Raw genomic sequence first — 22,067 nt, forward strand, 5'->3', positions numbered from 1 at the left:
CTTTCTTTGACCTTTGTATTATTATAAAAATATAGAAAAAACTATTTACAGTAGTAAGGAGGAGTAATATATGAATGTTGATAAAATGACATTAAGAGTACAACAATGTTTAAGTGATTCTAACTCTATAGCAGTTAAATTTAATCATCAACAAATTGAAGTAGTTCATCTTTTTGCTGCCCTTATGGAACAAGAAGACGGGTTAATTCCTAATATTTTCACTAAAATTGGTGTTGATATAAAGAATGTAAGATCAGAAATTAATAACAAATTAGAAGCTATGCCTAAAGTTATGGGAGAAGGAGCAAATTCTTCGGGTGTATATATAACTAGAAGAGTAGATGAAGTACTTGTAAAAGCAGAAGATATTTCGAAAAAATTTAAAGATTCATACATTAGTGTTGAACATTTAATGTTATCCATTATGGAAGTTGATTCTAAGGGTATAGTTGGAGAAATATTAAAAAAATTTAATATTACAAAAAAAGATTTTATGAAAGTATTAGAAGAAGTTAGAGGAAATCAAAGAGTTGAAACACAGGATCCAGAAGGGACTTATGATGCACTAACAAAGTATGGTAGCAATTTAGTTGAATTAGCTAAGAAACATAAGTTAGACCCTGTGATTGGAAGAGATGAAGAGATTAGAAGGACTGTAAGAATACTTTCAAGGAGAACAAAAAACAATCCTGTTTTAATTGGTGAACCGGGAGTTGGTAAAACTGCTATAGTTGAAGGCTTAGCAGAAAGAATAGTAAAGGGTGATGTGCCCGAAGGTTTAAAAGATAAGGTAATCTTTTCACTTGACATGGGATCATTAATTGCAGGTGCAAAATATAGAGGGGAATTTGAAGAGAGATTAAAAGCTGTTTTAAAAGAAGTTCAAAGAAGTGAAGGAAGAATAATTCTTTTCATTGATGAAATCCATACTATTGTAGGTGCTGGTAAAACAGATGGAGCAATGGATGCTGGTAATTTAATTAAGCCATTACTTGCAAGAGGAGAATTACATTGTATTGGAGCAACTACTTTTGATGAATATAGGCAATATATTGAAAAAGACAAAGCTTTGGAAAGAAGATTTCAACCGGTAATAGTGGATGAACCAACAGTAGAAGATACTGTTTCTATATTAAGGGGATTAAAAGAAAAATTTGAAATACATCACGGTATTAGAATTCATGACAATGCAATAGTAGCGGCTGCAAAACTTTCTCATAGGTATATTCAAGATAGATTTTTACCAGATAAAGCTATAGATTTAATAGACGAAGCAGGAGCTATGATTAGATCAGAGATAGATTCTCTTCCTACAGAATTAGATATTATAAGAAGAAAATTATTTCAATTGGAAATTGAAAAGGGAGCTTTAGAGAAAGAAAATGATGAAGGTTCTATAAAACGGCTAGAAGCGATTTCGAAAGAAATAGCAGAACTTAAAGAAAAGAATGACGAAATGACTGCAAAATATGAAAAGGAAAAAGAGCATATTACATCTTTAAGAGAATTAAAAACAAGACTGGATGATGCACGTGGTGAAATAGAAAAATATGAGAGAGCTTATGACTATAATAAAGTTGCAGAGCTTAAATATTCCACTATACCAGTATTAGAAGAAGAAATAGAAAAGAGAGAAAGTGAAGTAAAGGAAAATTATGAAGGTGCTCTTTTAAAAGAAGAAGTTACAGAAGAAGAAATTTCACAGGTTCTATCAAAATGGACTGGAATTCCTGTAAGTAATCTTCTTGAAGGAGAAAGAGAAAAATTATTAAGACTTGATTCAGAACTTCAAAGCAGAGTTATTTGCCAAGATGATGCAATAGAGGCTGTATCTAGTGCAATACTTAGAGCTAGAGCAGGACTAAAAGATGAAAACAAGCCAATAGGATCATTTATATTCTTAGGACCAACAGGAGTTGGTAAAACTGAACTTGCAAAAACCTTAGCTAGGACATTATTTGATAGTGAAGATGCCATGATAAGAATTGATATGTCTGAATATATGGAAAAGCATGCTGTATCAAGACTTGTTGGTGCGCCTCCAGGCTATGTTGGATATGAACAAGGAGGTCAATTGACAGAAGCTGTTAGAAGAAAGCCATATAGTGTGCTTTTATTTGATGAAATTGAGAAAGCACATGAAGATGTATTTAATATGTTTCTTCAAATTTTAGATGATGGAAGGTTAACTGATAATAAAGGTAAAACTGTTGATTTTAAAAATACAATAATAATAATGACTTCCAATATAGGATCTCAATATTTATTAGAAAATGAAAATCAAGAGGAAATAAGTGGAAAAAGTAAAAATTTAGTTATGTCTGCTTTGAGAAGTAAGTTTAAACCAGAATTTCTAAACAGAGTAGATGATACGATAATGTTCAAACCTTTATCAGAAACAGGTATAAAGAAAATAATTGATATTTTCTTAGAAGAAGTTAGAAATAGATTAAAAGATAAAAATATTACATTAGAAGTTACAGAGAGTGCAAAAAATATTTTGGCAAAAGAGGGATATGATGTAGTTTATGGAGCTAGACCACTTAAGAGATATATCCAAAATACCCTTGAAAATAGTCTTGCTAGAAGAATTATAAAAGGTGATGTTCATTATGGTTCAAATGTACTGGTAGATGGAGACGGAGAAGAAATAACACTTTCTACAAGGTAAAAATAGCTTGTATCAAAAAAAATAAAATGCAGAAAATATATATATAAAGAATTACTCAGTTTTGAAAATTTATAATCAATTTTTGATTATGAATAATTTAAGGAGGAATTTTTATGGAGTATATAACTGCAATGAATAATTATGTAGTAGTTAATCCAAATGGGGATATGCAAGGATATGTAGAAATTGATGAAGCTGTAGGAGCAGTAGACTCATATGATTTAGAAAATATTTTAGCATTATGTGAAGAACCCAGAAAAGGACATATGTTTGATATGTGGCAATTTGACGATATGCAGGATTCAGGTATTATTTACGGAGTAGATAACGGTGAATGTCAAATTTATGATATGGATACTTTACTAGAGGCTATAAGAGAATCTGGTATGTTTCAAGATGAAAAAGACGAATTAATTAAAGAATTGTTAAAAAAAGATATTCATTTAAATGCATATGATAAAGGTATTGTGGGAATACTAGATAATGTTGATGTTGAATGGACATAAAAAAGGAAAGGTCACGGTTTTGCCGTGACCTCATAATATGTTATTTTAAACCATTTTCATATTGTTGCACCATTCTCTTAACCATTTCGCCACCAACACTTCCGCATTGTTTTGAAGAAAGGTTTCCGTTGTACTCAGTGAAAGGAACTCCCATTTCACTTGCAACTTCATTTTTGAATTTTTGTAATCCATTCTTAGCTTCTGGAACTAATGCATTATTATTGTTTTGTGACATATTAAATTCCTCCTCTAACGAGTTTTTTTGCTAGGCATTTCTGCTTTGCACTATTATTGTGTGTAAACACAAAATATATAAACTATGTTTTAATAGGTAAAGAAGGAAAATTGTACAAACTATATTTCAGTTATAATATGGTTATTAATTATTTTCTGTTTCTATAAATTTTTAATAGTCCAGTTACCACAGGGATTACTATTAATACTGAGATTATACATTCTGGGACTCCATTAGTTAATGCAATTGTACCAAGTGTTCCAGCAACAGCTTCAGGACTCAAGTTTTTTAATACAGCATATTGGTCACGAAATAAAATGAAAGTTAATCCTAATACTCCAACAGTATTAGTAATTGTACCTAATGCAGCTGCAAATCCATAAGCAATTTTTGGAGTGTTAAATTTATTTTTAATATATTTATATACATAATATGATATAATTCCGATTAATACTCTAGGTATAATAGCAACTACAGGATTCATGAAAACTGGTGATAAAATTGTTGGTGCAGTAATGTTTTGATATATAGAAAATAAACCGAAAACTAACCCAACAGCAGCACCTACAATAGGACCTTCAATAATAGCGCCAATTATTACCGGTATATGCATTATTGTAGCTTTCATAAAAGGAAGTGGAATAAATCCTATTCCTGTTAACCCCATAAATATGGAGATTCCAGAGAGCATTCCTATGACAGCTAATTGTCTAACTTCTAAAAAACTTTTTTTGTGATTTTCCATTACATTTCCTCCGTTCTTATTCCTTAATGGATATAATTCGGCAAATCTTGAAGTTTAGATTTACAGTTCAGTTTGTTAAAATACTGACAAGTATTATTGTAGCATGAAATAAAAAATTATCAATATAAGATAAAATTGTAGAATTTTTTGAAAATATAATAAAATAAATAAAGACTAATTTTCAAGCTTTTTCACTTGAAAATTAGTCTTTATTAAGTTAGCTAAAAGTTGTATTGTTAATAAATATTTTTATCTGGCATAACAAAAGCACAAGCAATATAACCAAAAAAGCCTAGTCCGAAAGACAATAAGGTAATTAAAATCCACAAAACTCTTATTAAAGTAACATCAGCGTCAAAATAATCAGCAAAACCGGCACATACACCAAATATTTTTTGTTCAGCTGAAATTTTATATAATTTTTTCTTTGAATCCATAATAATTAATCCTCCCTAAAAATGGTGAAAGAATATCTTTATTATATTATAAACGAGAATAATAAAAAGTATATATAATAATTGGAATATAATTAAAAGTTAAGATGATATTAAGAAAAAAATAAATTTAATATATTTTATTAAATTAGAGATATAATTATATCAGTAAGTAAAAAATAGTATAAGAGGAGGAGAGTTCATGGCGAGTGAATATAGAATTATGGATTATCCTGAAAAGTCTTGGAGTATATCAAAGATGAAGGTAATAGATAATTGCTTTAGAGAATATTACTATACATACTATGGCTCTCATAATGGATGGCTTTATCAATCTACTGATGAGCAAAAAATATCATGGAGATTAAAAAAACTGACTAATATATGGATCATGTTTGGTGATAAGTTACATGAATTAATAAAAAGTTTGGTGAAAGATGATGGAAGTGAAATAAATGTAGGTGAAATAAAAGAACATATGAGAGTTAAACTTAACCTAGGTGTTAAGGAAAGCTTGCAAAAGTATAGAAATGGAGACTGGGATGAGTATCCTAAGGGGGAAATGCTTCAGGAATATTACTATGGAGAGAAACTTAAGGAGAAGGATGTAGAAGAGATAAAAAAGAGAATAGAAAGTTGCACTAAGGGATTGATAGTATCTAAGTCGTATAATGAAATTAAAAACACAGCAAAAGAAATTCTAGAAGTAGATGAAGAAAAATTTGATTTTATCTTTGTTTCAGGTATAAAGGTATATGCTCTTATTGATGTTCTATATATAGATGAAAAAGGTAATTATGTTATTGTTGATTGGAAAACTGGCCAATTTAGTGAACATGATAAAGAACAATTAATGGTTTATGTATTGTATGTTATGGAAAGATATAAAGTAACAATAGATAAAGTCATAGGACGTCTAGAATATTTATTAATTGGAGAAAATTATGAGTATAAATTTAATCTAGATGATATTATAGAGATAAATAATAGAATAAATATGGACTTAAATGTTATAAATGCTTTTTTGGAAGATAAGGATAAAAATAAACCGAGACATAAAGAACACTTTTTGATGTGTGATAATATAAGTAAATGTAGAAAATGTAAATTTAGAAAATTATGCTTAAATGAGGAGGAAATATAAATGAAACTAATTGATATCGTACAACTAACAAATAATAAGTTTTTAAACATGTATAAGCTAAAATTAATAAATAGAAAGGGGAATCCAAAGGATTATTTTGTTGCAAGTAGGAGAGATAGATTACATTTAAGTTGTGTAACAAAAGATCATAATGTTTGCGATGGAGTTATGATAATTCCTATAACAGAAGATGGAGAAATCGTAATGCTTAAGCAGTACAGACCAGCAATATCAGACTACTTGTATGAACTTCCAGCAGGAATAGTAGATCCAGGAGAAAGTATAGAAAGTGCAGCTAAAAGAGAACTATATGAGGAAACAGGACTTATAGCAAAGAGCTATGAAGTATATTTAAAACCAAGTTACACTTCAGTAGGATTAACTGATGAGACTACAGCGATAGTAAAGATGGTGGTTGAAGGTGAGATAACAAATGAACATGCAGAAGCTGATGAGGATTTAGAAGTTTTTAAATTAAAAATAAGTGATGCAAAAAAGTTTGTAGAAAGTCATAATGTCTCTATAAAAGGGGCACTTATATTGATGAGTTTGTAAAACACGAGTGTTCTTCTAATAAAAACACTTGTTTTTATTAGAAGAACATGATATTATTGTATTAAGAAAATTTCACATAATAATATACTTGGGGTGATAAAATGAAATTTCAAAGTACAAGAGGGTTAGAGAAAGATGTATCTTCGGCTGAGGCTATAATTAGAGGAATAGCTAAAGATGGAGGTCTATATGTTCCAGAATCTTTTCCAAATTTGTTTAACTTGATAAAGTATGATAAAGATTTATCATATGAAGAACTAGCTTTTAAGATAATAAAGGAGTATTTTACTGATATTAATGAAGAGGATTTAAAAGATGCAATAAATGATGCGTATAAGAATCGTTTTGAAGTTAAAGTAAATAAGGATTTTTTAGAGTTATATCATGGACCAACTTGTGCATTTAAAGATGCTGCTTTATTATTTCTTCCTCAAATTATGAAAAGAGCAAAAAAGGCTTTAGGATTAAAAGAGGAAATAGTTATATTGACTGCTACATCTGGAGATACTGGTAAAGCTGCTTTAGAGGGTTTTAGTAATGTTGATGGATTTAAAGTAGTTGTTTATTATCCTAAAAATGGAGTTAGTACTATTCAAGAAAGGCAAATGGTTACACAAGAAGGAAATAACGTTAAAGTGTTTGGTATTACAGGTAATTTTGATAATGCACAAACCGGGGTGAAAGAAATTTTTGGAGATGAGTCTTTTAAAGAAGAGGTAAGAAGAGGTGGCTATCTTTTATCTTCTGCAAATTCAATTAATATAGGGAGACTTGTACCTCAAATTGTTTACTATTTTTACGGTTATTTCAAACTAGTTGGACAAGGAAAGATTAAATTAGGGGAAGAAATAAATGTAGCAGTACCTACAGGGAATTTTGGGAACATTTTAGCATCATATTATGCTAAGAGAATGGGATTGCCAGTACATAAATTTATTTGTGCATCAAATGAAAATAAGGTACTAACTGAATTCTTTCAGACAGGAATATATGATAAAAGAAGAGAACTTATTTTGACAGAATCACCATCTATGGATATTTTAGTTTCTTCAAATTTAGAAAGATTGTTATTTGAAGGAAGTGGAAGAGATGGAGAAGAGATTAAGAGACTTATGGATTCTTTAATGGCGAAAGGAGTTTATAAAGTTTCAAACAAAATTAGTGAATTCTTAAAAGATTTTTATGGAAACTTTGCAAATCAAGAAGAAGTTTCAAAAGCAATAAGTGATATATATGAAAAAGAGGGATATCTAATAGATACTCATACTGCTGTAGCTAAAGTAGTAAATGAAAAATATGTAAAAGAGACAGGGGATAATAGACAAGTGTTAATAGGATCAACAGCAAGCCCGTATAAATTCCCTAGAAGTATTTGCTCTTCACTTAATATTAATATAGAGGAATTAAATGATTTTGAAGTGCTAAATAAATTATTTGAAGAAACAAAAGTTGAAATTCCTACAAATTTAGTAGGGTTAGCTAAAAAAAGCATTTTACATAAAGAAGTATGGGATAAAAATGAGATGAAACAAGCTCTTTTATCATACTTAAAGTAGGTACTACCATGATTAAAATAAGAGTACCAGCTACTTCAGCTAATATGGGGCCAGGCTTTGATTCTTTAGGAGTAGCTCTAAATCTCTATAATATATTTGGATTTAGAGAAATAGATAATGGATTGAGTTTTAATGGAGTTCCAGAGGAATTTTGCAATGAAGACAATATAGTTTACAAAGCCATGATGAAATGTTTTAGTAAGGCTGGGTACAAACCTAAGGGGATAGAAATATCAACTTTAAAACAGGACATACCAGTATCGAGAGGACTTGGAAGTAGTTCTAGCTGTATAGTTGGGGGACTAGTTGGAGCTAATGAAATTTTAGGTAAAAAGTTTTCTCAAGATGAAATACTTGAAATGGCGGTTGAAATTGAAGGGCATCCAGATAATGTTGCGCCAGCATTGCTTGGAAACATGGTAGTTGCTGTAACTGAAGAGAAAAAGATATATTATCAAAAGATAAATGTTAATGAAAAAATTAAGTTCATTCCTATTATACCTAATTTTAAACTTTCTACCAATGAGGCAAGAAAGGTTTTGCCAAGTGAAATATCTTTAAATGATGGAGTTTATAACGTAGGAAGAGCATCACTTTTAGTTGCTGCAATATCAAATGGAAATTTAGAATTACTTAAACATGCTTGTAAGGATGCATTTCATGAGAAATATAGAAGTAGTCTCATAAGTGGATTTTATGAAGTAAAAGAAGAAATTTACAAAGCTCAAGGATTAGCTTCTTATTTAAGTGGAGCTGGACCTACCATTATGGCTCTATCGTTGAATCAGGATAGAGAATTTAAAGTGAAAATTCAAGAATTTTTAAAGCTTAAATCTTTAGATTGGAATGTTTATGAGTTATCAGTGGATAAATTAGGGGCAATAGTACTAGAGGGTGATGAGGAGTGCAAGGAAATTTTTTTGTAATTGATAAAAGAGTTTTACCAGAAGTATATGAAAAAGTTGTAAAAGCGAAGAAATTACTAAAAGAAGGTAAAGTAAAAGAAGTAACAGAGGCTACAAGGTTAGCTGGAGTAAGTAGAAGTGTATATTATAAGTATAGGGATTTTGTATTTGAGTTTTCAGAGAGTCCCAAAGGGCAAAAAGCTACATTCAATATAATGATAATAGATGGAACAGGTGTGTTGTCTACTATATTGAATTATATATCAAGTGTTGGTGGAAGTATATTGACAATAAATCAAGGAATACCATTAAACGGATATGCTTACGTCAGTTTAACTATAGATATGAGCAATTTAAACGGAGACATAAAAACACTAGTTGGGGATTTATCAAAATTAGATAGGGTTGAAAAAGTTGAGTTTATAGCTATGGAGTAGGCTGTAAGATGAATGTTAAAGAGTGAAATAATTTATTTCACTCTTTTTCGTTAAGAAAAATATAGTGGTTATTATCATATGCTTAATAATTATATGAATTTTTTAATACATTTGTGCAAAAGTTATTATTGACAGTGATAATATGATATATTATTATTAAAATATAATTTATCAATTTAGTACGCTAAATCGATAAAGTAAGGAGGGGCTATGGGGAAAAAATATATAATACCTGAAGGAACAAGAGATTTAGTCTTAGGTGAATGTGCTATTAAGAAAAAACTACAAATTGACATTGAGGAATTACTAGATAAATGGGGCTATAAGGAAGTTGTAACACCGACAATAGAATTTTATGAGACTTTTAATTGTGGATTTCAAAATTTAAAAGAAGAGGAGGTGTATAAATTTTTTGATAATAAAGGAAAAATATTGGTGCTTAGACCGGATATGACTATTCCTATAGCAAGGGTAGTTGCGACTAAGTTTAAAGATATTCCTGGACCTATTAGATTTAGGTACAGTTCCAATGTTTATAGAGTTCACGAAAGTCTTGGTGGTAAAAAGAATGAATATACTGACTGCGGAGTTGAACTTATTGGAGCAGAAGATAAGTGTTCAGATTTGGAAATTTTGCTTACGGCCTTGGATGTGTTAAAAGCATTAGAGGTGAGGCAATATAAGCTTGAAATAGGAAATATCAATTTTTTTAATTCTGTAATTAAGGACTTGGGCTTGGAGGAAGAAGAAAAGTTAGAATTAGCAGAACTTATTGATAGAAAAAGTTTAAAAGAGCTAGATGAATATTTAGATTTTCTAGATGTGGCAGAAGTTTATAAAGAATTTTTTAAAAAGGTTCCTTGGCTTTTTGGAGGAAAGGAAGTTTTAGAGGAAGGTAAAAATTATTGCTTCAATGATGAAATTAAAAATAGTATAGAGTATCTAGAAAGACTTTCAAAAGTATTAGATGAACTAGGTTATGGAGAAATGGTAACTTATGATTTAGGAATGGTACCTAGACTTGATTATTATACTGGGATAATTTTTAGAGGATATGTAGGTGGCGTAGGAGCTACAGTTTTAAGTGGTGGAAGATATGATAATTTAATTTCATATTTTGGAGAAAATAGAAAAGCTGTTGGATTCTCTATAAATCTTGACTCAGTACTAGATATTATGAAGAATAAGAAAATAGTAGATAAACAATCATATAAACTTCATTATGGAGAAAAATTTCAAGTTGAAGCTTTTAAAAAAGCGGAGGAACTTAGAAAACAAGGGTTTATAGTTAATATGATTTGTGATTCCAATCAAGATGAAATTAATGTTCAGGAAGTAGGTAATAATAGATGAGTATAAGTATAGCATTAACAAAAGGAAGATTGGAAAAAGAAACTGTTAAGTTACTTGATAAAGCAAGTTTTGGAACAGACGAATTGAAAGATAAGGGTAGAAAATTAGTATTTAATGATACTAAGGAAGATATAAAATATTTCTTGGTAAAAGCTGCTGATTCTATAACTTATGTAGAACATGGTGTTGCTGATATTGGGGTAGTTGGTAAAGACACATTGTTAGAATCAGATAATAATTATTATGAAGTTTTAGATCTTGGGATAGGTAAATGTAAATTTATAGTAGCTTCATTACCTGAAAATCAATTTCTAAAAAAAATTGGTCATATAAAAATAGGAACGAAATATCCAACAGTAGCAAAAGAGTATTTTAAGAAGAAAGGAATGGATGTTGAAATAATAAAAATAGAGGGATCAGTTGAATTAGCGCCTATATTAGGATTATGTGATGCTATAGTTGATATTATGGAAACAGGCACTACTCTTAAAGAAAATGGATTAATTATATATGACACAATTTGTGACATTAGTGCTAGGGTAATAGTGAATAAAGCAAGCTTTAAAATGAAAAAGAGAGAAATAGAATCATTTATTGAAAGAATAAGAAAAGTATTAGATAAGCAATAAGCAATAAGCAAAGGTGGAGTAGAAAATGTTAAAACTTTTTAATTTAGAAGAAAAAGGATGGAATCTTCTTATTAAAGAATTAAATGAAAGGGCGAATTCAGAAAGTGAAGAGATATTGGAATCTGTATCTAAGATACTAAAAGATGTTAGATTAAGAGGAGATATTGCTATAAAAGAATATACTGAAAAGTTTGATAAAGTAAAAATTAAAGATTTCAAAGTCAGTGAAGAAGAATTAAGTGAGTGTTTTAATGAAGTAGATGTTGAGTTTATTAACAATCTTAAAGAAGCGAAGGAAAATATAGAATACTATCATAAAGCTCAAAAAGGAAGAGGCTTTATACTAAATAAAGAAAGAGGCGTATTTTTAGGACAAAGAATCCTGCCTTTAGATTCAGTAGGAGTTTATGTGCCAGGAGGTACAGCTGCATATCCTTCATCAGTTCTCATGAATGTAATACCAGCAAAGGTTGCTGGAGTAGAGCAAATAGTTATGGTTACACCACCCAATAAAGACGGAAAAATAAATCCTTATATAGGAGTAGCAGCAAAAATTTCAGGAATTGATACTGTATATAAAGTCGGGGGAGCTCAAGCCGTGGCAGCATTAGCTTATGGAACTGAAGCTATTCCAAAAGTTGATAAAATTGTTGGGCCAGGAAATATATTTGTGGCTACAGCTAAAAAACTTGTATTTGGAACAGTTGATATTGATATGATTGCTGGTCCGAGTGAAATACTTATAATAGCTGATGAAGGGGCTGAAGCTAGTTATATAGCGGCAGATTTAATGTCACAAGCAGAACATGATAAATTAGCATCTTCGATACTTGTTACTACATGTAAAGAACTATATGAAAAAGTTAATTCGGAATTAGAAAAACAGATTAATGATCTTTTAAGAAAAGATATAATTAAAGATTCACTAATAAATCATGGAAAAGCTATTATCTGCAGTAGTATTGATGAATGTATTGAAGTTTCAAATAGAATAGCTCCTGAACATCTTGAATTAATGGTTCAGAATTCAATGGAGCTTTTAGGTAAGGTAAAGAGCGCTGGTTCAGTATTTCTTGGGTATAATACACCAGAGCCTATAGGAGATTACTTTGGGGGAACAAATCACGTGTTGCCTACAAATGGAACTGCAAAGTTTTTTTCAGCACTTTCAGTAGACAGTTTTATAAAAAAATCATCATTCTTATATTATTCAGAAGAAGCGATAAAAGAAGATGGTGAAAAGATAATTAACATAGCCAACAAGGAAGGTCTTACTGCACATGCAAATTCTGTGAAAGTGAGGCTAAAATAATGAAAGATATTAATTCTTATATAACCTTAAAAGGCCAGAATGAAATAAATCTAAATAGTAATGAAAGTTCTTTAAGAATAGAAAAAGAATTGCTTGGAATGATGAAAAGTTCATTTAATAAGATTGATTTTAATAGATATCCTAATAATGATAATGTCAAAATCAAAGAATTATATGCTAGTTACATTGGAGATGAAATAACTAAGGATAATATAATAATTGGTAATGGTTCAGATGAAATGTTAGGGCTAATTATTAATATTATAATAGATGAAAATAAAAAACTTCTCACAGTTTTTCCTGATTTTACTATGTATGATTATTATGTATCTATGCAAGGTGGAAAGATTGTAAAATATCAGAGTAATAGGGATGGTTATGTAGATGTAGATAAGTTTATAGAACTAGGAAAAAAAGAAAATGTAGATTTGATTATGTTTTCTAATCCAAATAATCCAACTGGATATGCATTTACACTAGAAGAAGTAAAAAAGGTTGTTGAAGCTTTTAAGGATATTTATGTTGTTGTTGATGAAGCATATTATGAATTTTATGGAGAGAGTATAGTAGGGGAGATAAATAAATATAATAACTTATTAGTAACGAGGACATTATCAAAAGCATGGGGCCTTGCAGCATTAAGAATAGGATTTTTGATTTCAAATAAAGATAATATTAAGAAGTTTAATGAGAATAGAGTACCGTATAGTGTTAGTTCTCTTTCACAGGTTGTTGCAGAAGTTGCATTGAATGATCAAACTAGAGCTAGGGAAGATAGCAGAAAGATAGTAGAAGAAAGAGAAAAAGTTTATGAAGAGCTTAAAAAAATAGAGAAAGAAGCAGCATTAGAGATAGAATTTTTTAAATCTAAAGCAAATTATATTTTTGGGAGAACTCTATATAAGGAAGCTCTTATTCATGGATTAAAAATGAATGGGATTAATATAAGAGATTTTCAAGATGATAGTTTTAGAATTACAATTGGCTCACCTTTTGAAAATAGCAAACTTCTTCAAAGTTTACGGAGAATATTTGTCTATGGAGGTGAGTAATATGGAAAAAAGAATAGTAGCTTTAGAAAGAAATACAAAAGAAACGCAAATTAAGTTAAGCTTAAATCTTGATGGAACAGGGAAAACATCTATAGAAACAGGAGTAGGTTTTTTTGATCATATGCTTGATTTAATGGCTTTTCATGGAATGTTTGATTTGGACATTAAAGCAAAAGGTGATTTGGTTGTATGTGATCATCATTTAGTAGAAGATGTAGGAATAATATTTGGAAAAGCTTTTTTAAAAGCTTTGGGTGATAAGAGAGGAATAAGAAGATATGGAACTTTTTTTCTTCCAATGGATGAATCTTTAGCTCAAGTTTCACTTGATATAAGTGGCAGAAGTTTTTTAGTATTTGATTGTAATTTTAATAGAGAGAGTATTGGAAACTTTTCTACTGAAATGGTAAAGGAGTTTTTTAGAGCATTTGCATTTAATTCAGAAATTACCTTACATGAACGGATTATTTATGGAGAAAATGACCATCATAAAATAGAAGCTTTATTTAAGGCTACTGGGAGAGCAATAAGAGAAGCTAAAGAAGTAGATAAAAGTAATATGGTCATACCTTCAAGTAAAGGTATGCTGTAGGAGGTTATTATGGTAGTAATAATAGATTACGAGATGGGCAATTTAAAAAGTGTTTTCAATGCTTTAAATAAAATAGATTGTCATTCAAAGATATCTTCTGATAAAGAGGATTTAAGAACAGCAGACGCATTAATATTACCAGGTGTAGGAGCATTTAAGGATTGCATGGACAATTTGGAGAGAACCGGATTATCAGATATTATAAAGGAAGAGGTAGTAAAGGGAAAACCGCTACTTGGCATATGTCTTGGGATGCAAGTATTGTTTGAAAAAGGTTATGAGGGAGAAGAGAAGAAGGGGTTAGGTCTACTTAAAGGAGAAGTAAGGAAAATGGTAGATCCTTATGAAAAAATTCCTCATATAGGATGGAACAATCTTGAAAAAAATAATAATGATATTTTAATCGATGGAATAAATGAAAATTCTTATGTTTACTATGTTCATTCATATTATGCACAAGAATATAGAGATGAGGATTTAGTAGGATATTCAACCTACGGAAAACTTAAGATTCCAGGGCTGGTAAGAAGAGATAATATTATGGGAGCACAATTTCATCCTGAGAAAAGTGGAGAAGATGGGCTTCGAATTCTCAAAAATTTTAAGGAGTTGGTTTTATGATAATTATACCTGCTATAGATATAATAGATGGTAAGCCGGTAAGACTCTATCAAGGAGATTATAATAAGAAAGAAATAGTAGCAGATGATATATTAGAAACTTCTAAGTCATTTCAAGATGCAGGGGCAGAGTATATTCATCTTGTGGATTTAGATGGAGCTAAAGCTGGTAAATTAATTAATAGAGAAGTTATTATAGAGGTTGCTAATAAAGTAAGCATTCCAGTGGAAGTAGGGGGGGGAATTAGAACCTATGAAACCATAAAATATCTAATTGAAAATGGAGTGTCTAGGATTATACTTGGGACTAGTGCAATGGAAGATGAAGTATTTTTAAAGAAAGCCATAGATAATTTTGGCGAAAAAATAGCTGTTGGAATAGACTGTAAAGATGGATATGTTTATGGAAGAGGTTGGCTAGAAGGAAGTTCTCTTTATTATATTGATTTTGCTAAGAAACTTGAGGAGTATGGAGTTAAGAATATAATAGTTACAGATATAAGCAAGGACGGGACTTTAGAAGGCCCTAATTTAGAGATGTTAAGTAATCTAAAGAGTGAAGTGAATATTAATATTACTGCGTCGGGTGGAATAAGAGATATAGAAAATATAAAAGCATTAAATGATATGAATATTTATGGAGCTATAACTGGAAAAGCTATATATGCAAAAACATTGTCCTTAGAGGGAGCCATAAAGCTTACAAAGGGGGAAGTGTAAAATGCACACAAAGAGAATTATTCCTTGCTTAGATGTTAAGGCTGGAAAAGTTGTTAAAGGTATAAACTTTGTTGATATAAAAGAAGTAGGTGATCCTGTAGCACTTGCAGAACATTATTATAAAGAAGGAGCAGATGAAATAGTGTTTTTAGACATTACTGCTACACATGAAGATAGAGGGATAATGAAGCAAGTGGTTGAAAGAGTAGCTGAAAAAATATTTATTCCATTTACAGTAGGTGGAGGGTTAAGAAGTTTAGAAGATATAAAAACTATATTAAGAGCAGGTGCAGATAAAATTAGCTTAAATTCAGCAGCTGTTAGAGATAAAAACTTAATTAGGAAAAGTGCTTTTACATTCGGAAATCAGTGTATAGTTCTTGCTGTAGATGCAAAAAAAAGAGAAGATAAATCTGGATGGAATGTAGTTATAAATGGAGGAAGAATAGATACTGGATTAGATGCTTTAAAGTGGATAGAAGAAGGTGTAAAGCTTGGAGCTGGAGAGATATTATTAACTTCTATGGATGCAGATGGTACTAAAAAAGGTTTTGATATAGAACTTACTAAGGCTGTATCTAATATAACTAACGTGCCAGTAATAGCATCAGGAGGGTGTGGTAGTCTTGAGCATTTCTATGAGGTATTTAATGAGAAAGCAGCAGATGCTGCACTTGCAGCATCGTTATTTCATTACGGTGAACTTACTATAGAAGAAGTAAAGAGATATTTAAGAGAGAGAGACATTCCTGTAAGGTTTTAATGGAGGAATTATGAAAGAAGAAATAATAAGTAAGGTAGAAAAGGTGGATTTTGCAAAAGGCAATGGATTAATTCCAGCAATTGTTCAAGATTTTAAGAGTAATGAAGTTTTAATGCTTGCTTATATGTCGAAAGAAAGTTTGATTAAAACGTTAGAAGGCGAAACAGCTTGGTATTTTAGTAGAAGTAGAGATGAGCTTTGGAATAAGGGAGCTACATCTGGGCATTATCAATATGTAAAGGAAGTTAGGATAGATTGTGATAACGATACTATACTACTTCTGGTAGAACAAATGGGGGCAGCTTGCCATACAGGTAATAGAAGTTGTTTTTTTAGAAAGTTGTAGGAGGAAACATGAGTAGTGTAATAAAAGAATTATATTCAACTATTTTAGATAGGAAAAAAGGTGGCGATGAAGGGTCATATACTGTATACCTATTTAATAAAGGAAAAGAGAAAATACTTAAAAAGGTTGGTGAGGAAGCAACAGAGGTTGTAATAAGCAGTCTTTCAGAAAATAAAGTTGATCAAGTAAATGAAATCTGTGATTTAACATATCATCTTTTAGTATTGATGGCAGAGTTAGAAATACCTGTAGAAATGGTAGAAGAAGAGCTTATTAGAAGAGAAAGTAAAACTAACAATTTTAAAGGCGAAAGAAAAGAAATTCAAAATCTTTGATTAAAATGTTAAAGTTAAGGCATAATTAATATAAGAAAAAATTATAATTGTTAATTAACCTTTAAAGGTGTTATAATAAGGCAACAATGGAATTTTGAAAGGAGCTTTTTATGAAAGAGCTATTTAAAATTAAAGATTTATCATTTTATGCTGAGGACTTTCTTGACGATTTAAGTGAATATGAGGATATAATTCCTATAATAAAGGAATTAGAAAATAAGTTACAATATGAAAAAATTGCAGTAACAGAAGAAAATGAGTGCTGTGGAAAGAGTAGAGATAACTATTTTATCCAAATTCATGGATATATAAACAAAGATGATGAATTTATTACTAAAGAAGAGTTAGAAATGTTTAATAATACATTAAAAAAAGAAGAGCTAGATCTTTTTGTCATAAGAGTATATAAATGTGTTGACTGTGGAAAATGGATAATAGATATTTTAGAATAAAAGAAATCCTTTTGTAAATACTTTGATATTTGCAAAAGGATTTCTTTGTTGGTATTATATTCTAAAAATTCTTTAAGCTAAAAACCTTGTTATTTTACTAATTCCAAATTAAAATAAAATTAGTGAATAAGGTCTTTGAGAGTTGTGATAGGAGACGAATTTATGAACAAATTAATAAATGGAAAAAATAAATTTTTAAATTATTTTTTAGATTTAATGAATAATTTAAGAGAGAGCAATATTAGAAAATTTATAAGAAAAAGATTAAAACTTATAATAGTAATATTAATAGGGATTTTCTTATTTTTAGGCTACTTTATTGGTAGAGTTAATAGTAGCAGAGATAGGATAATAGGGAAGTTAGAAGTGGCATTAAAAGATGGAGATGTTAGTAAGTTAAGCAAGATTGTTAAGTTAGATGGGAAGAAAGTAGATAAAGAAAAACTAAAACCATTAATTAATTATTATAATGTAGATTCTTCTAGAGGTGATTCTGCTATAAGAATTTTAAAAGTTGGCGGAGAAACAGAGGCTTTCAAACTTGAATCTAGAAATTCGTTATTTGGAACGGACTACTATATAGATTTGAATACATATAAATTAAAGGTGAAAAGCAATTTTGAAGAAGGGATATTTACTATAAATAATAAGGATTATGTTAATGGGGATGAAGAACAAAAGGGACTTATTCCTGGAATATATTCTGTTGACGGAAAATTAAAAAGTGATTATGGAGATGTAGAAAGTTCAAAAGAATTAGTTCTCATGAAAGATGAAGAAATAGATGTTGATTTTCCAGCAATAAAAGTTAAGGTTGAATCAAAATATGAAGATAGTGAGATATTTGTAAATGAAGAAGATACTAACATAAAGGTAAAGGATGGTGAAGAGATAGGACCATTTGCCACTGATGGATCTGTTTTATTGCATATTGAGAATGACTTTCCATGGGGAAGAATTAAAAGTGAGGATGTAGCTGTTAGAAATACTCCTAACATGAAATTAGATATTAATATGGAAAACGATGAGATGAAATCAGAGCTAGAAGAGGCTTCAAATGACTTTTATAATAGCGTATTCAAATCATTAAATTATGAAGATAAAAATAGCATAAAAGCAGCAACAGAAACCACAAGAGATAAGATATATGATATTTTGGAAAAGAAATATATATTTTTGAAAAATGAGTATACAATTAAAAATGTAAATATAGATAATGAGAAAAGTCAGTATGACTATAAAGATGGAATATATAGGGCAATATTAGTTGTAAAGGTTGATTATGAAATAAAGAAAAGTTTTTTAGGCTTAAATAAAAGTAATAATTCAAAATTGTTTTTTACCAAACTTATTTATGATGAAAATGGATGGAAAATTGATGATGTAGAAAACTTTAGTTTATAAACAAAAGATAAAGAGGAGAGTACTTATGAATAAAAAAAGAAATAAACTAGTCACGATATTTATTACACTTACTCTTATTACAAATTCGCAAATTACATATGCGGCTGGTACTTCAAGCTTACAAGATAAAATGAATAAGAATAATCAGCAGATTGATGCCTTGGAAAAACAGGAAAAGGGTGTTCAAGACCAGAAAGCAAATGAAGAAAAAAATCTTGATGATGTAATGAAAAAAGTAAATGCAAAAAGTGCTGAATTAGCAGAAGCAAATAAAAAAGTACAATCCTTTCAAAGTAAGATAGATGAATTACAGAGTAATATTAGTAATTATCAGAGTAGTATAAATGCTAATAATGAAGAGATTAAACTTAAAGAGTTGCTTATAAAAGATAATGAAGAAGAGATTATAGAAAGAGAAAAAATGCTAGATGATAGGCTTAGAAGTTATTATAAAAACAACATGTCTAGCCAAATTATACATGTGATAGCAAAAAGCGGAAGCATAAGTGAAATGATAAATACTATTTCTACTATAAGCAAATTAATGAGTATGGATAGTAAACTAATGAAAGAAGTAAAGGAAATAAAAGAAGCTCTTGAAAAGGAAAAAGTTACATTACAGAAAAAGGTTGATAATCTCAATGAGGAAAGCCTAAAGGTAGAAGCATTAAAGAATGAACAAGTAAATGCTCAGAAAGAATTTATTTTGGAGAAAAATAAGTATGAGACTGAAATGAATGAATTAAAGAATTTAGAAGATGCGAAACAAAAAGTTGTAAATTCGTTAAGTTCAGAAGAAAAAGCATTGCAGGAAAAAATAGGAGACTTAAATGACTTTAATGAAGGGTTACAAAAGCAAATAGATGAGTTCTTTAATAATATTAATGGTAACAGTAATGTAGATAATAAAATTTCTAATGGTGAGGGGTTTTTAAAACCTGCGAATGGGGCTGTGACAAGCCCATATGGTCCTAGAGTTCACCCTATTTTTGGAACTAATGGATTTCATACAGGCGTAGACTTTGGCGCACCTAATAATTCTTCGATCTATGCATCAAAGAGTGGGAGAATAGTATTTGCTGGTGTTCAAAGTGGATATGGAAATACTGTTATAATAGATCATGGTGGTGGAGTTCAAACTTTATATGCACATTGTAGTTCAATTTTAGTATCATATGGACAAAATGTAGCAAGAGGACAAGTTGTAGCGAAGGTTGGTTCAACAGGAAATAGTACAGGCCCTCATCTTCATTTTGAAGTAAGGATTAATGGAAAACATACAAATCCTATGCAGTATTTAGGATAAGATAAGTTAAGCGATTTAGAATTAGTAAACAGTTCTAAATCGCTTTTATCATTGTTCTATATTATTAATGAAATGGATATTGTTTTAATATAAATCAAAAACCTGTACTCGGGTAAGTACAGGTTAAAGGGTTATGTCCATTTTTTGAAAGGGATAAATGAACATAATGTGGGGTTTATATCAACTTAACTATTATATATAGCTAAGATGTATGGGCTAAATTGTCTGATATAATTAGTTACTTATATTATAAGACAAAAATAAACAATTGCCAATGGATAAATTGAATTATTTCAGAAATGTAGAAATAATTTAGTAATTATTGCTGGATTAGAAATATAAGTATTAATTCTAGTATAGATAGTATATTATATATATATTACAATGCAATCATAAAATGCATTGCTCAGAGGAGGAAGTAATGAAAAAGTTTGACATTCAAAAAGAGATTGATAAATCTATGCAATTTGTTATGAAAAAAATTAGTGAAGGTAGATTATTAGTAGATACATTAGAGAGAGAAGATAATTTATTTATATATATAAAGAATGGAAGATATGATTTTTATGAAGAAGATGAGAAAAAAAGTTTTAATGGTATTTTATTATTAAGAGAAAATATAGAAGACTTGAATAAATTTAAATTAGAATTAAGAAAAAAGTCATGGAATTTAAACAACAATGGGTTTATAATTTTAAGGTATGTAAATAATGATATTGACGATATAGATTTAAAGGGAGAAGAATTTCAAAAATTCTTTAAAGAGGAAGGATTTGTTGATATAGAAAGTTATATTCTTTTAACAAAAGATGAGAACGAAGAAAGTAGTAAGAAAGGTTTGGTTGTAATAGGAAGATGGCATGAAGATTTGCTTAAAGAAACGCCTGAATATGAAGCGTATTCAAAGAACTTGGTAAAATCAAGTAAGTGTGGAGGCTGTTCTAAAAAAAGTGGGGGCTGTAGTGCCTGCAGTGGTGGTTGTTGCAAGAAATAAAATTTTAACGTGTAAATATACAAAAATAGTGTGTAATAGGATATAATGAAATATGTATAACGAATAAATGATATTATAGATATTTTCTGCAGGAGGTTAGGAAGTTGGCAAAACCAAGTATTTTTAGTAAGGATTATGAGAAGAGGATGAGAAAAAGAAAAAGAACAATATTTTTAGTGGTGTTGTTGGTATTAGTAGGAATCTCAATTGTAATCTTTAATTCAAAAATAAAAAATATTGATTTTTCAAATGTAAAAGCTAATATACAAGCTTGGGTAGATAGTGGAAAACAAGAGGAAGAGTTGACTAAAGTAGAAGAAGAGGAAACTGTAGAACCTGAAAAAGAAATACCTAAAGAACCTGAAAAAACTTATGTGAATATAAATATAGCACCAGGGGTAGAGGTGAAGGCAGAATATGTTTTACAAGAAGGTAAGAAACAGTTTGTTGCAGTAGATCAAATTCAAGGATATACTTTTAATATTAGCCCTTCAAAAGGACAAATGTTAATTTTAGATAGTGCGCAGAATATGAAAATTTCTGATACTGAAGGTGCAATAAAGGATATAACTAAAACAGCATATATATCTCAATCTGGAAGTAACTTTCCGAAGGATCAAATATTAGCTAATAATCCAACATATATATGGCATTCGCAAGCTAGATTTATAGATGATGCAAAAGTAGTATATGTGAGCGAATTGCCTTACTTTGGAAATGCTGGACAAAAGAAATATGTATGGATTCATGATATTGCATCAGGTGAAGATAAGACAATATGGGCATTAATTGGAACAAATATAACAATAGGGGATATAGTACCAGATAAAGGTATAACTATAACTGTTGATGGTGTAGTATCATATCTAAAAGCTGATGAGACAGTTACAAAATAAAATATGTTAATAAAAACTAGCAAATAAACAAATTATTTGATAATATTTAATATGATATGATATAATATTTTAGTCTATAAATATGAAAAAGGACTATTTTAGGAG

General features: G+C 29.6%; 25 protein-coding genes. 22 read left to right on the top strand and 3 right to left on the bottom strand.

What is annotated here, in order from left to right; all coding sequences use genetic code 11:
- Positions 1–70: 70 nt before the first annotated feature.
- Entirely contained in the window at positions 71–2,671 is a 2,601-nt protein-coding gene (clpB, locus tag FAY47_RS17110) for an ATP-dependent chaperone ClpB (RefSeq protein ID WP_143318150.1), read from the top strand.
- Between the two features lie 113 nt (positions 2,672–2,784).
- A complete protein-coding gene (locus FAY47_RS17115) occupies positions 2,785–3,177 on the top strand; it encodes a hypothetical protein (protein WP_143318151.1) in 393 nt (130 codons plus the stop codon).
- A gap of 40 nt (positions 3,178–3,217) precedes the next feature.
- Here the strand turns inward: FAY47_RS17115 and FAY47_RS17120 are convergent, their stop codons facing one another.
- From FAY47_RS17120 to FAY47_RS17130, 3 genes are all read right to left on the bottom strand, one after another.
- On the bottom strand, positions 3,218–3,412 hold the full coding sequence (locus FAY47_RS17120) for an alpha/beta-type small acid-soluble spore protein (RefSeq protein ID WP_143318152.1): 195 nt from the start codon (positions 3,410–3,412) through the stop codon (positions 3,218–3,220).
- Positions 3,413–3,560: 148 nt separating this feature from the next.
- Positions 3,561–4,157, bottom strand: coding sequence for an ECF transporter S component (locus FAY47_RS17125; protein ID WP_143318153.1), 597 nt, complete (start codon positions 4,155–4,157; stop codon positions 3,561–3,563).
- A 236-nt stretch (positions 4,158–4,393) separates the two neighbouring features.
- Positions 4,394–4,594, bottom strand: coding sequence for a PspC domain-containing protein (locus FAY47_RS17130; RefSeq protein WP_143318154.1), 201 nt, complete (start codon positions 4,592–4,594; stop codon positions 4,394–4,396).
- 199 nt (positions 4,595–4,793) lie between these two features.
- On the opposite strand from FAY47_RS17130, the gene FAY47_RS17135 reads away from it, so the two are divergent.
- The 20 genes from FAY47_RS17135 to FAY47_RS17230 all read left to right on the top strand — a co-directional run bounded on the left by FAY47_RS17135 (position 4,794) and on the right by FAY47_RS17230 (position 21,962).
- A complete protein-coding gene (locus FAY47_RS17135; protein WP_143318155.1) occupies positions 4,794–5,735 on the top strand; it encodes a PD-(D/E)XK nuclease family protein in 942 nt (313 codons plus the stop codon).
- On the top strand, positions 5,736–6,290 hold the full coding sequence (locus FAY47_RS17140; RefSeq protein WP_143318156.1) for an NUDIX hydrolase: 555 nt from the start codon (positions 5,736–5,738) through the stop codon (positions 6,288–6,290). It begins immediately after the preceding gene.
- 101 nt (positions 6,291–6,391) lie between these two features.
- A complete protein-coding gene (gene thrC, locus FAY47_RS17145; protein ID WP_143318157.1) occupies positions 6,392–7,846 on the top strand; it encodes a threonine synthase in 1,455 nt (484 codons plus the stop codon).
- Positions 7,847–7,854: 8 nt separating this feature from the next.
- Positions 7,855–8,772, top strand: coding sequence for a homoserine kinase (gene thrB, locus FAY47_RS17150; RefSeq protein ID WP_143318158.1), 918 nt, complete (start codon positions 7,855–7,857; stop codon positions 8,770–8,772).
- On the top strand, positions 8,751–9,188 hold the full coding sequence (locus FAY47_RS17155) for an ACT domain-containing protein (RefSeq protein WP_143318159.1): 438 nt from the start codon (positions 8,751–8,753) through the stop codon (positions 9,186–9,188). Before thrB ends, FAY47_RS17155 begins: the two co-directional genes overlap by 22 nt.
- 210 nt (positions 9,189–9,398) lie before the next feature.
- Positions 9,399–10,541 (top strand): ATP phosphoribosyltransferase regulatory subunit, encoded by a 1,143-nt coding sequence (hisZ, locus tag FAY47_RS17160; RefSeq protein ID WP_143318160.1) that lies wholly within the window; start codon positions 9,399–9,401, stop codon positions 10,539–10,541.
- Positions 10,538–11,170, top strand: a complete 633-nt coding sequence (gene hisG, locus FAY47_RS17165; protein ID WP_143318161.1) for an ATP phosphoribosyltransferase — start codon at positions 10,538–10,540, stop codon at positions 11,168–11,170. The genes hisZ and hisG overlap by 4 nt, the downstream gene beginning before the upstream one ends.
- Positions 11,171–11,195: 25 nt before the next feature.
- The gene (gene hisD, locus FAY47_RS17170; protein WP_143318162.1) at positions 11,196–12,482 is read left to right on the top strand and encodes a histidinol dehydrogenase; all 1,287 of its coding nucleotides are present in this window, start codon (positions 11,196–11,198) and stop codon (positions 12,480–12,482) included.
- Entirely contained in the window at positions 12,482–13,534 is a 1,053-nt protein-coding gene (gene hisC / locus FAY47_RS17175; protein ID WP_143318163.1) for a histidinol-phosphate transaminase, read from the top strand. Before hisD ends, hisC begins: the two co-directional genes overlap by 1 nt.
- A 1-nt stretch (position 13,535) precedes the next feature.
- Entirely contained in the window at positions 13,536–14,126 is a 591-nt protein-coding gene (hisB, locus tag FAY47_RS17180; RefSeq protein ID WP_143318164.1) for an imidazoleglycerol-phosphate dehydratase HisB, read from the top strand.
- Between the two features lie 9 nt (positions 14,127–14,135).
- The gene (hisH, locus tag FAY47_RS17185) at positions 14,136–14,747 is read left to right on the top strand and encodes an imidazole glycerol phosphate synthase subunit HisH (protein WP_143318165.1); all 612 of its coding nucleotides are present in this window, start codon (positions 14,136–14,138) and stop codon (positions 14,745–14,747) included.
- On the top strand, positions 14,744–15,466 hold the full coding sequence (gene hisA, locus FAY47_RS17190) for a 1-(5-phosphoribosyl)-5-[(5-phosphoribosylamino)methylideneamino]imidazole-4-carboxamide isomerase (protein WP_143318166.1): 723 nt from the start codon (positions 14,744–14,746) through the stop codon (positions 15,464–15,466). Before hisH ends, hisA begins: the two co-directional genes overlap by 4 nt.
- A gap of 1 nt (position 15,467) precedes the next feature.
- Positions 15,468–16,229: an imidazole glycerol phosphate synthase subunit HisF gene (hisF, locus tag FAY47_RS17195; protein ID WP_143318167.1), complete on the top strand. Its 762-nt coding sequence runs from the start codon at positions 15,468–15,470 to the stop codon at positions 16,227–16,229.
- A 10-nt stretch (positions 16,230–16,239) separates the two neighbouring features.
- Positions 16,240–16,575, top strand: coding sequence for a phosphoribosyl-AMP cyclohydrolase (hisI, locus tag FAY47_RS17200; protein WP_143318168.1), 336 nt, complete (start codon positions 16,240–16,242; stop codon positions 16,573–16,575).
- 8 nt (positions 16,576–16,583) lie between these two features.
- Positions 16,584–16,910, top strand: coding sequence for a phosphoribosyl-ATP diphosphatase (hisE, locus tag FAY47_RS17205; protein WP_143318169.1), 327 nt, complete (start codon positions 16,584–16,586; stop codon positions 16,908–16,910).
- A 110-nt stretch (positions 16,911–17,020) separates the two neighbouring features.
- Entirely contained in the window at positions 17,021–17,362 is a 342-nt protein-coding gene (locus FAY47_RS17210) for a hypothetical protein (RefSeq protein ID WP_143318170.1), read from the top strand.
- A 162-nt stretch (positions 17,363–17,524) separates the two neighbouring features.
- The gene (locus FAY47_RS17215; RefSeq protein ID WP_143318171.1) at positions 17,525–18,766 is read left to right on the top strand and encodes a hypothetical protein; all 1,242 of its coding nucleotides are present in this window, start codon (positions 17,525–17,527) and stop codon (positions 18,764–18,766) included.
- Between the two features lie 25 nt (positions 18,767–18,791).
- Entirely contained in the window at positions 18,792–20,072 is a 1,281-nt protein-coding gene (locus tag FAY47_RS17220) for a peptidoglycan DD-metalloendopeptidase family protein (protein ID WP_143318172.1), read from the top strand.
- Between the two features lie 421 nt (positions 20,073–20,493).
- Positions 20,494–21,066: a hypothetical protein gene (locus FAY47_RS17225; protein ID WP_143318173.1), complete on the top strand. Its 573-nt coding sequence runs from the start codon at positions 20,494–20,496 to the stop codon at positions 21,064–21,066.
- Between the two features lie 104 nt (positions 21,067–21,170).
- Positions 21,171–21,962, top strand: a complete 792-nt coding sequence (locus FAY47_RS17230) for a hypothetical protein (protein WP_143318174.1) — start codon at positions 21,171–21,173, stop codon at positions 21,960–21,962.
- The last annotated feature ends 105 nt before the right edge of the window (positions 21,963–22,067 follow it).

It is taken from the genome of Clostridium sp. HBUAS56017 (genome assembly GCF_007115085.1).
GTDB classification, from domain to species: domain Bacteria; phylum Bacillota; class Clostridia; order Clostridiales; family Clostridiaceae; genus Clostridium; species Clostridium cibarium.

Excerpts from the sequence above, each read along its gene's own strand:
- clpB (WP_143318150.1), top strand. The coding sequence starts at position 71 with ATGAATGTTGATAAAATGACATTAAGAGTACAACAATGTTTAAGTGAT.
- FAY47_RS17115 (WP_143318151.1), top strand. The coding sequence starts at position 2,785 with ATGGAGTATATAACTGCAATGAATAATTATGTAGTAGTTAATCCAAAT.
- FAY47_RS17120 (WP_143318152.1), bottom strand. The coding sequence starts at position 3,412 with ATGTCACAAAACAATAATAATGCATTAGTTCCAGAAGCTAAGAATGGA.
- FAY47_RS17125 (WP_143318153.1), bottom strand. The coding sequence starts at position 4,157 with ATGGAAAATCACAAAAAAAGTTTTTTAGAAGTTAGACAATTAGCTGTC.
- FAY47_RS17130 (WP_143318154.1), bottom strand. The coding sequence starts at position 4,594 with ATGGATTCAAAGAAAAAATTATATAAAATTTCAGCTGAACAAAAAATA.
- FAY47_RS17135 (WP_143318155.1), top strand. The coding sequence starts at position 4,794 with ATGGCGAGTGAATATAGAATTATGGATTATCCTGAAAAGTCTTGGAGT.
- FAY47_RS17140 (WP_143318156.1), top strand. The coding sequence starts at position 5,736 with ATGAAACTAATTGATATCGTACAACTAACAAATAATAAGTTTTTAAAC.
- thrC (WP_143318157.1), top strand. The coding sequence starts at position 6,392 with ATGAAATTTCAAAGTACAAGAGGGTTAGAGAAAGATGTATCTTCGGCT.
- thrB (WP_143318158.1), top strand. The coding sequence starts at position 7,855 with ATGATTAAAATAAGAGTACCAGCTACTTCAGCTAATATGGGGCCAGGC.
- hisZ (WP_143318160.1), top strand. The coding sequence starts at position 9,399 with ATGGGGAAAAAATATATAATACCTGAAGGAACAAGAGATTTAGTCTTA.
- hisG (WP_143318161.1), top strand. The coding sequence starts at position 10,538 with ATGAGTATAAGTATAGCATTAACAAAAGGAAGATTGGAAAAAGAAACT.
- hisD (WP_143318162.1), top strand. The coding sequence starts at position 11,196 with ATGTTAAAACTTTTTAATTTAGAAGAAAAAGGATGGAATCTTCTTATT.
- hisC (WP_143318163.1), top strand. The coding sequence starts at position 12,482 with ATGAAAGATATTAATTCTTATATAACCTTAAAAGGCCAGAATGAAATA.
- hisB (WP_143318164.1), top strand. The coding sequence starts at position 13,536 with ATGGAAAAAAGAATAGTAGCTTTAGAAAGAAATACAAAAGAAACGCAA.
- hisH (WP_143318165.1), top strand. The coding sequence starts at position 14,136 with ATGGTAGTAATAATAGATTACGAGATGGGCAATTTAAAAAGTGTTTTC.
- hisA (WP_143318166.1), top strand. The coding sequence starts at position 14,744 with ATGATAATTATACCTGCTATAGATATAATAGATGGTAAGCCGGTAAGA.
- hisF (WP_143318167.1), top strand. The coding sequence starts at position 15,468 with ATGCACACAAAGAGAATTATTCCTTGCTTAGATGTTAAGGCTGGAAAA.
- hisI (WP_143318168.1), top strand. The coding sequence starts at position 16,240 with ATGAAAGAAGAAATAATAAGTAAGGTAGAAAAGGTGGATTTTGCAAAA.
- hisE (WP_143318169.1), top strand. The coding sequence starts at position 16,584 with ATGAGTAGTGTAATAAAAGAATTATATTCAACTATTTTAGATAGGAAA.
- FAY47_RS17210 (WP_143318170.1), top strand. The coding sequence starts at position 17,021 with ATGAAAGAGCTATTTAAAATTAAAGATTTATCATTTTATGCTGAGGAC.
- FAY47_RS17215 (WP_143318171.1), top strand. The coding sequence starts at position 17,525 with ATGAACAAATTAATAAATGGAAAAAATAAATTTTTAAATTATTTTTTA.
- FAY47_RS17220 (WP_143318172.1), top strand. The coding sequence starts at position 18,792 with ATGAATAAAAAAAGAAATAAACTAGTCACGATATTTATTACACTTACT.
- FAY47_RS17225 (WP_143318173.1), top strand. The coding sequence starts at position 20,494 with ATGAAAAAGTTTGACATTCAAAAAGAGATTGATAAATCTATGCAATTT.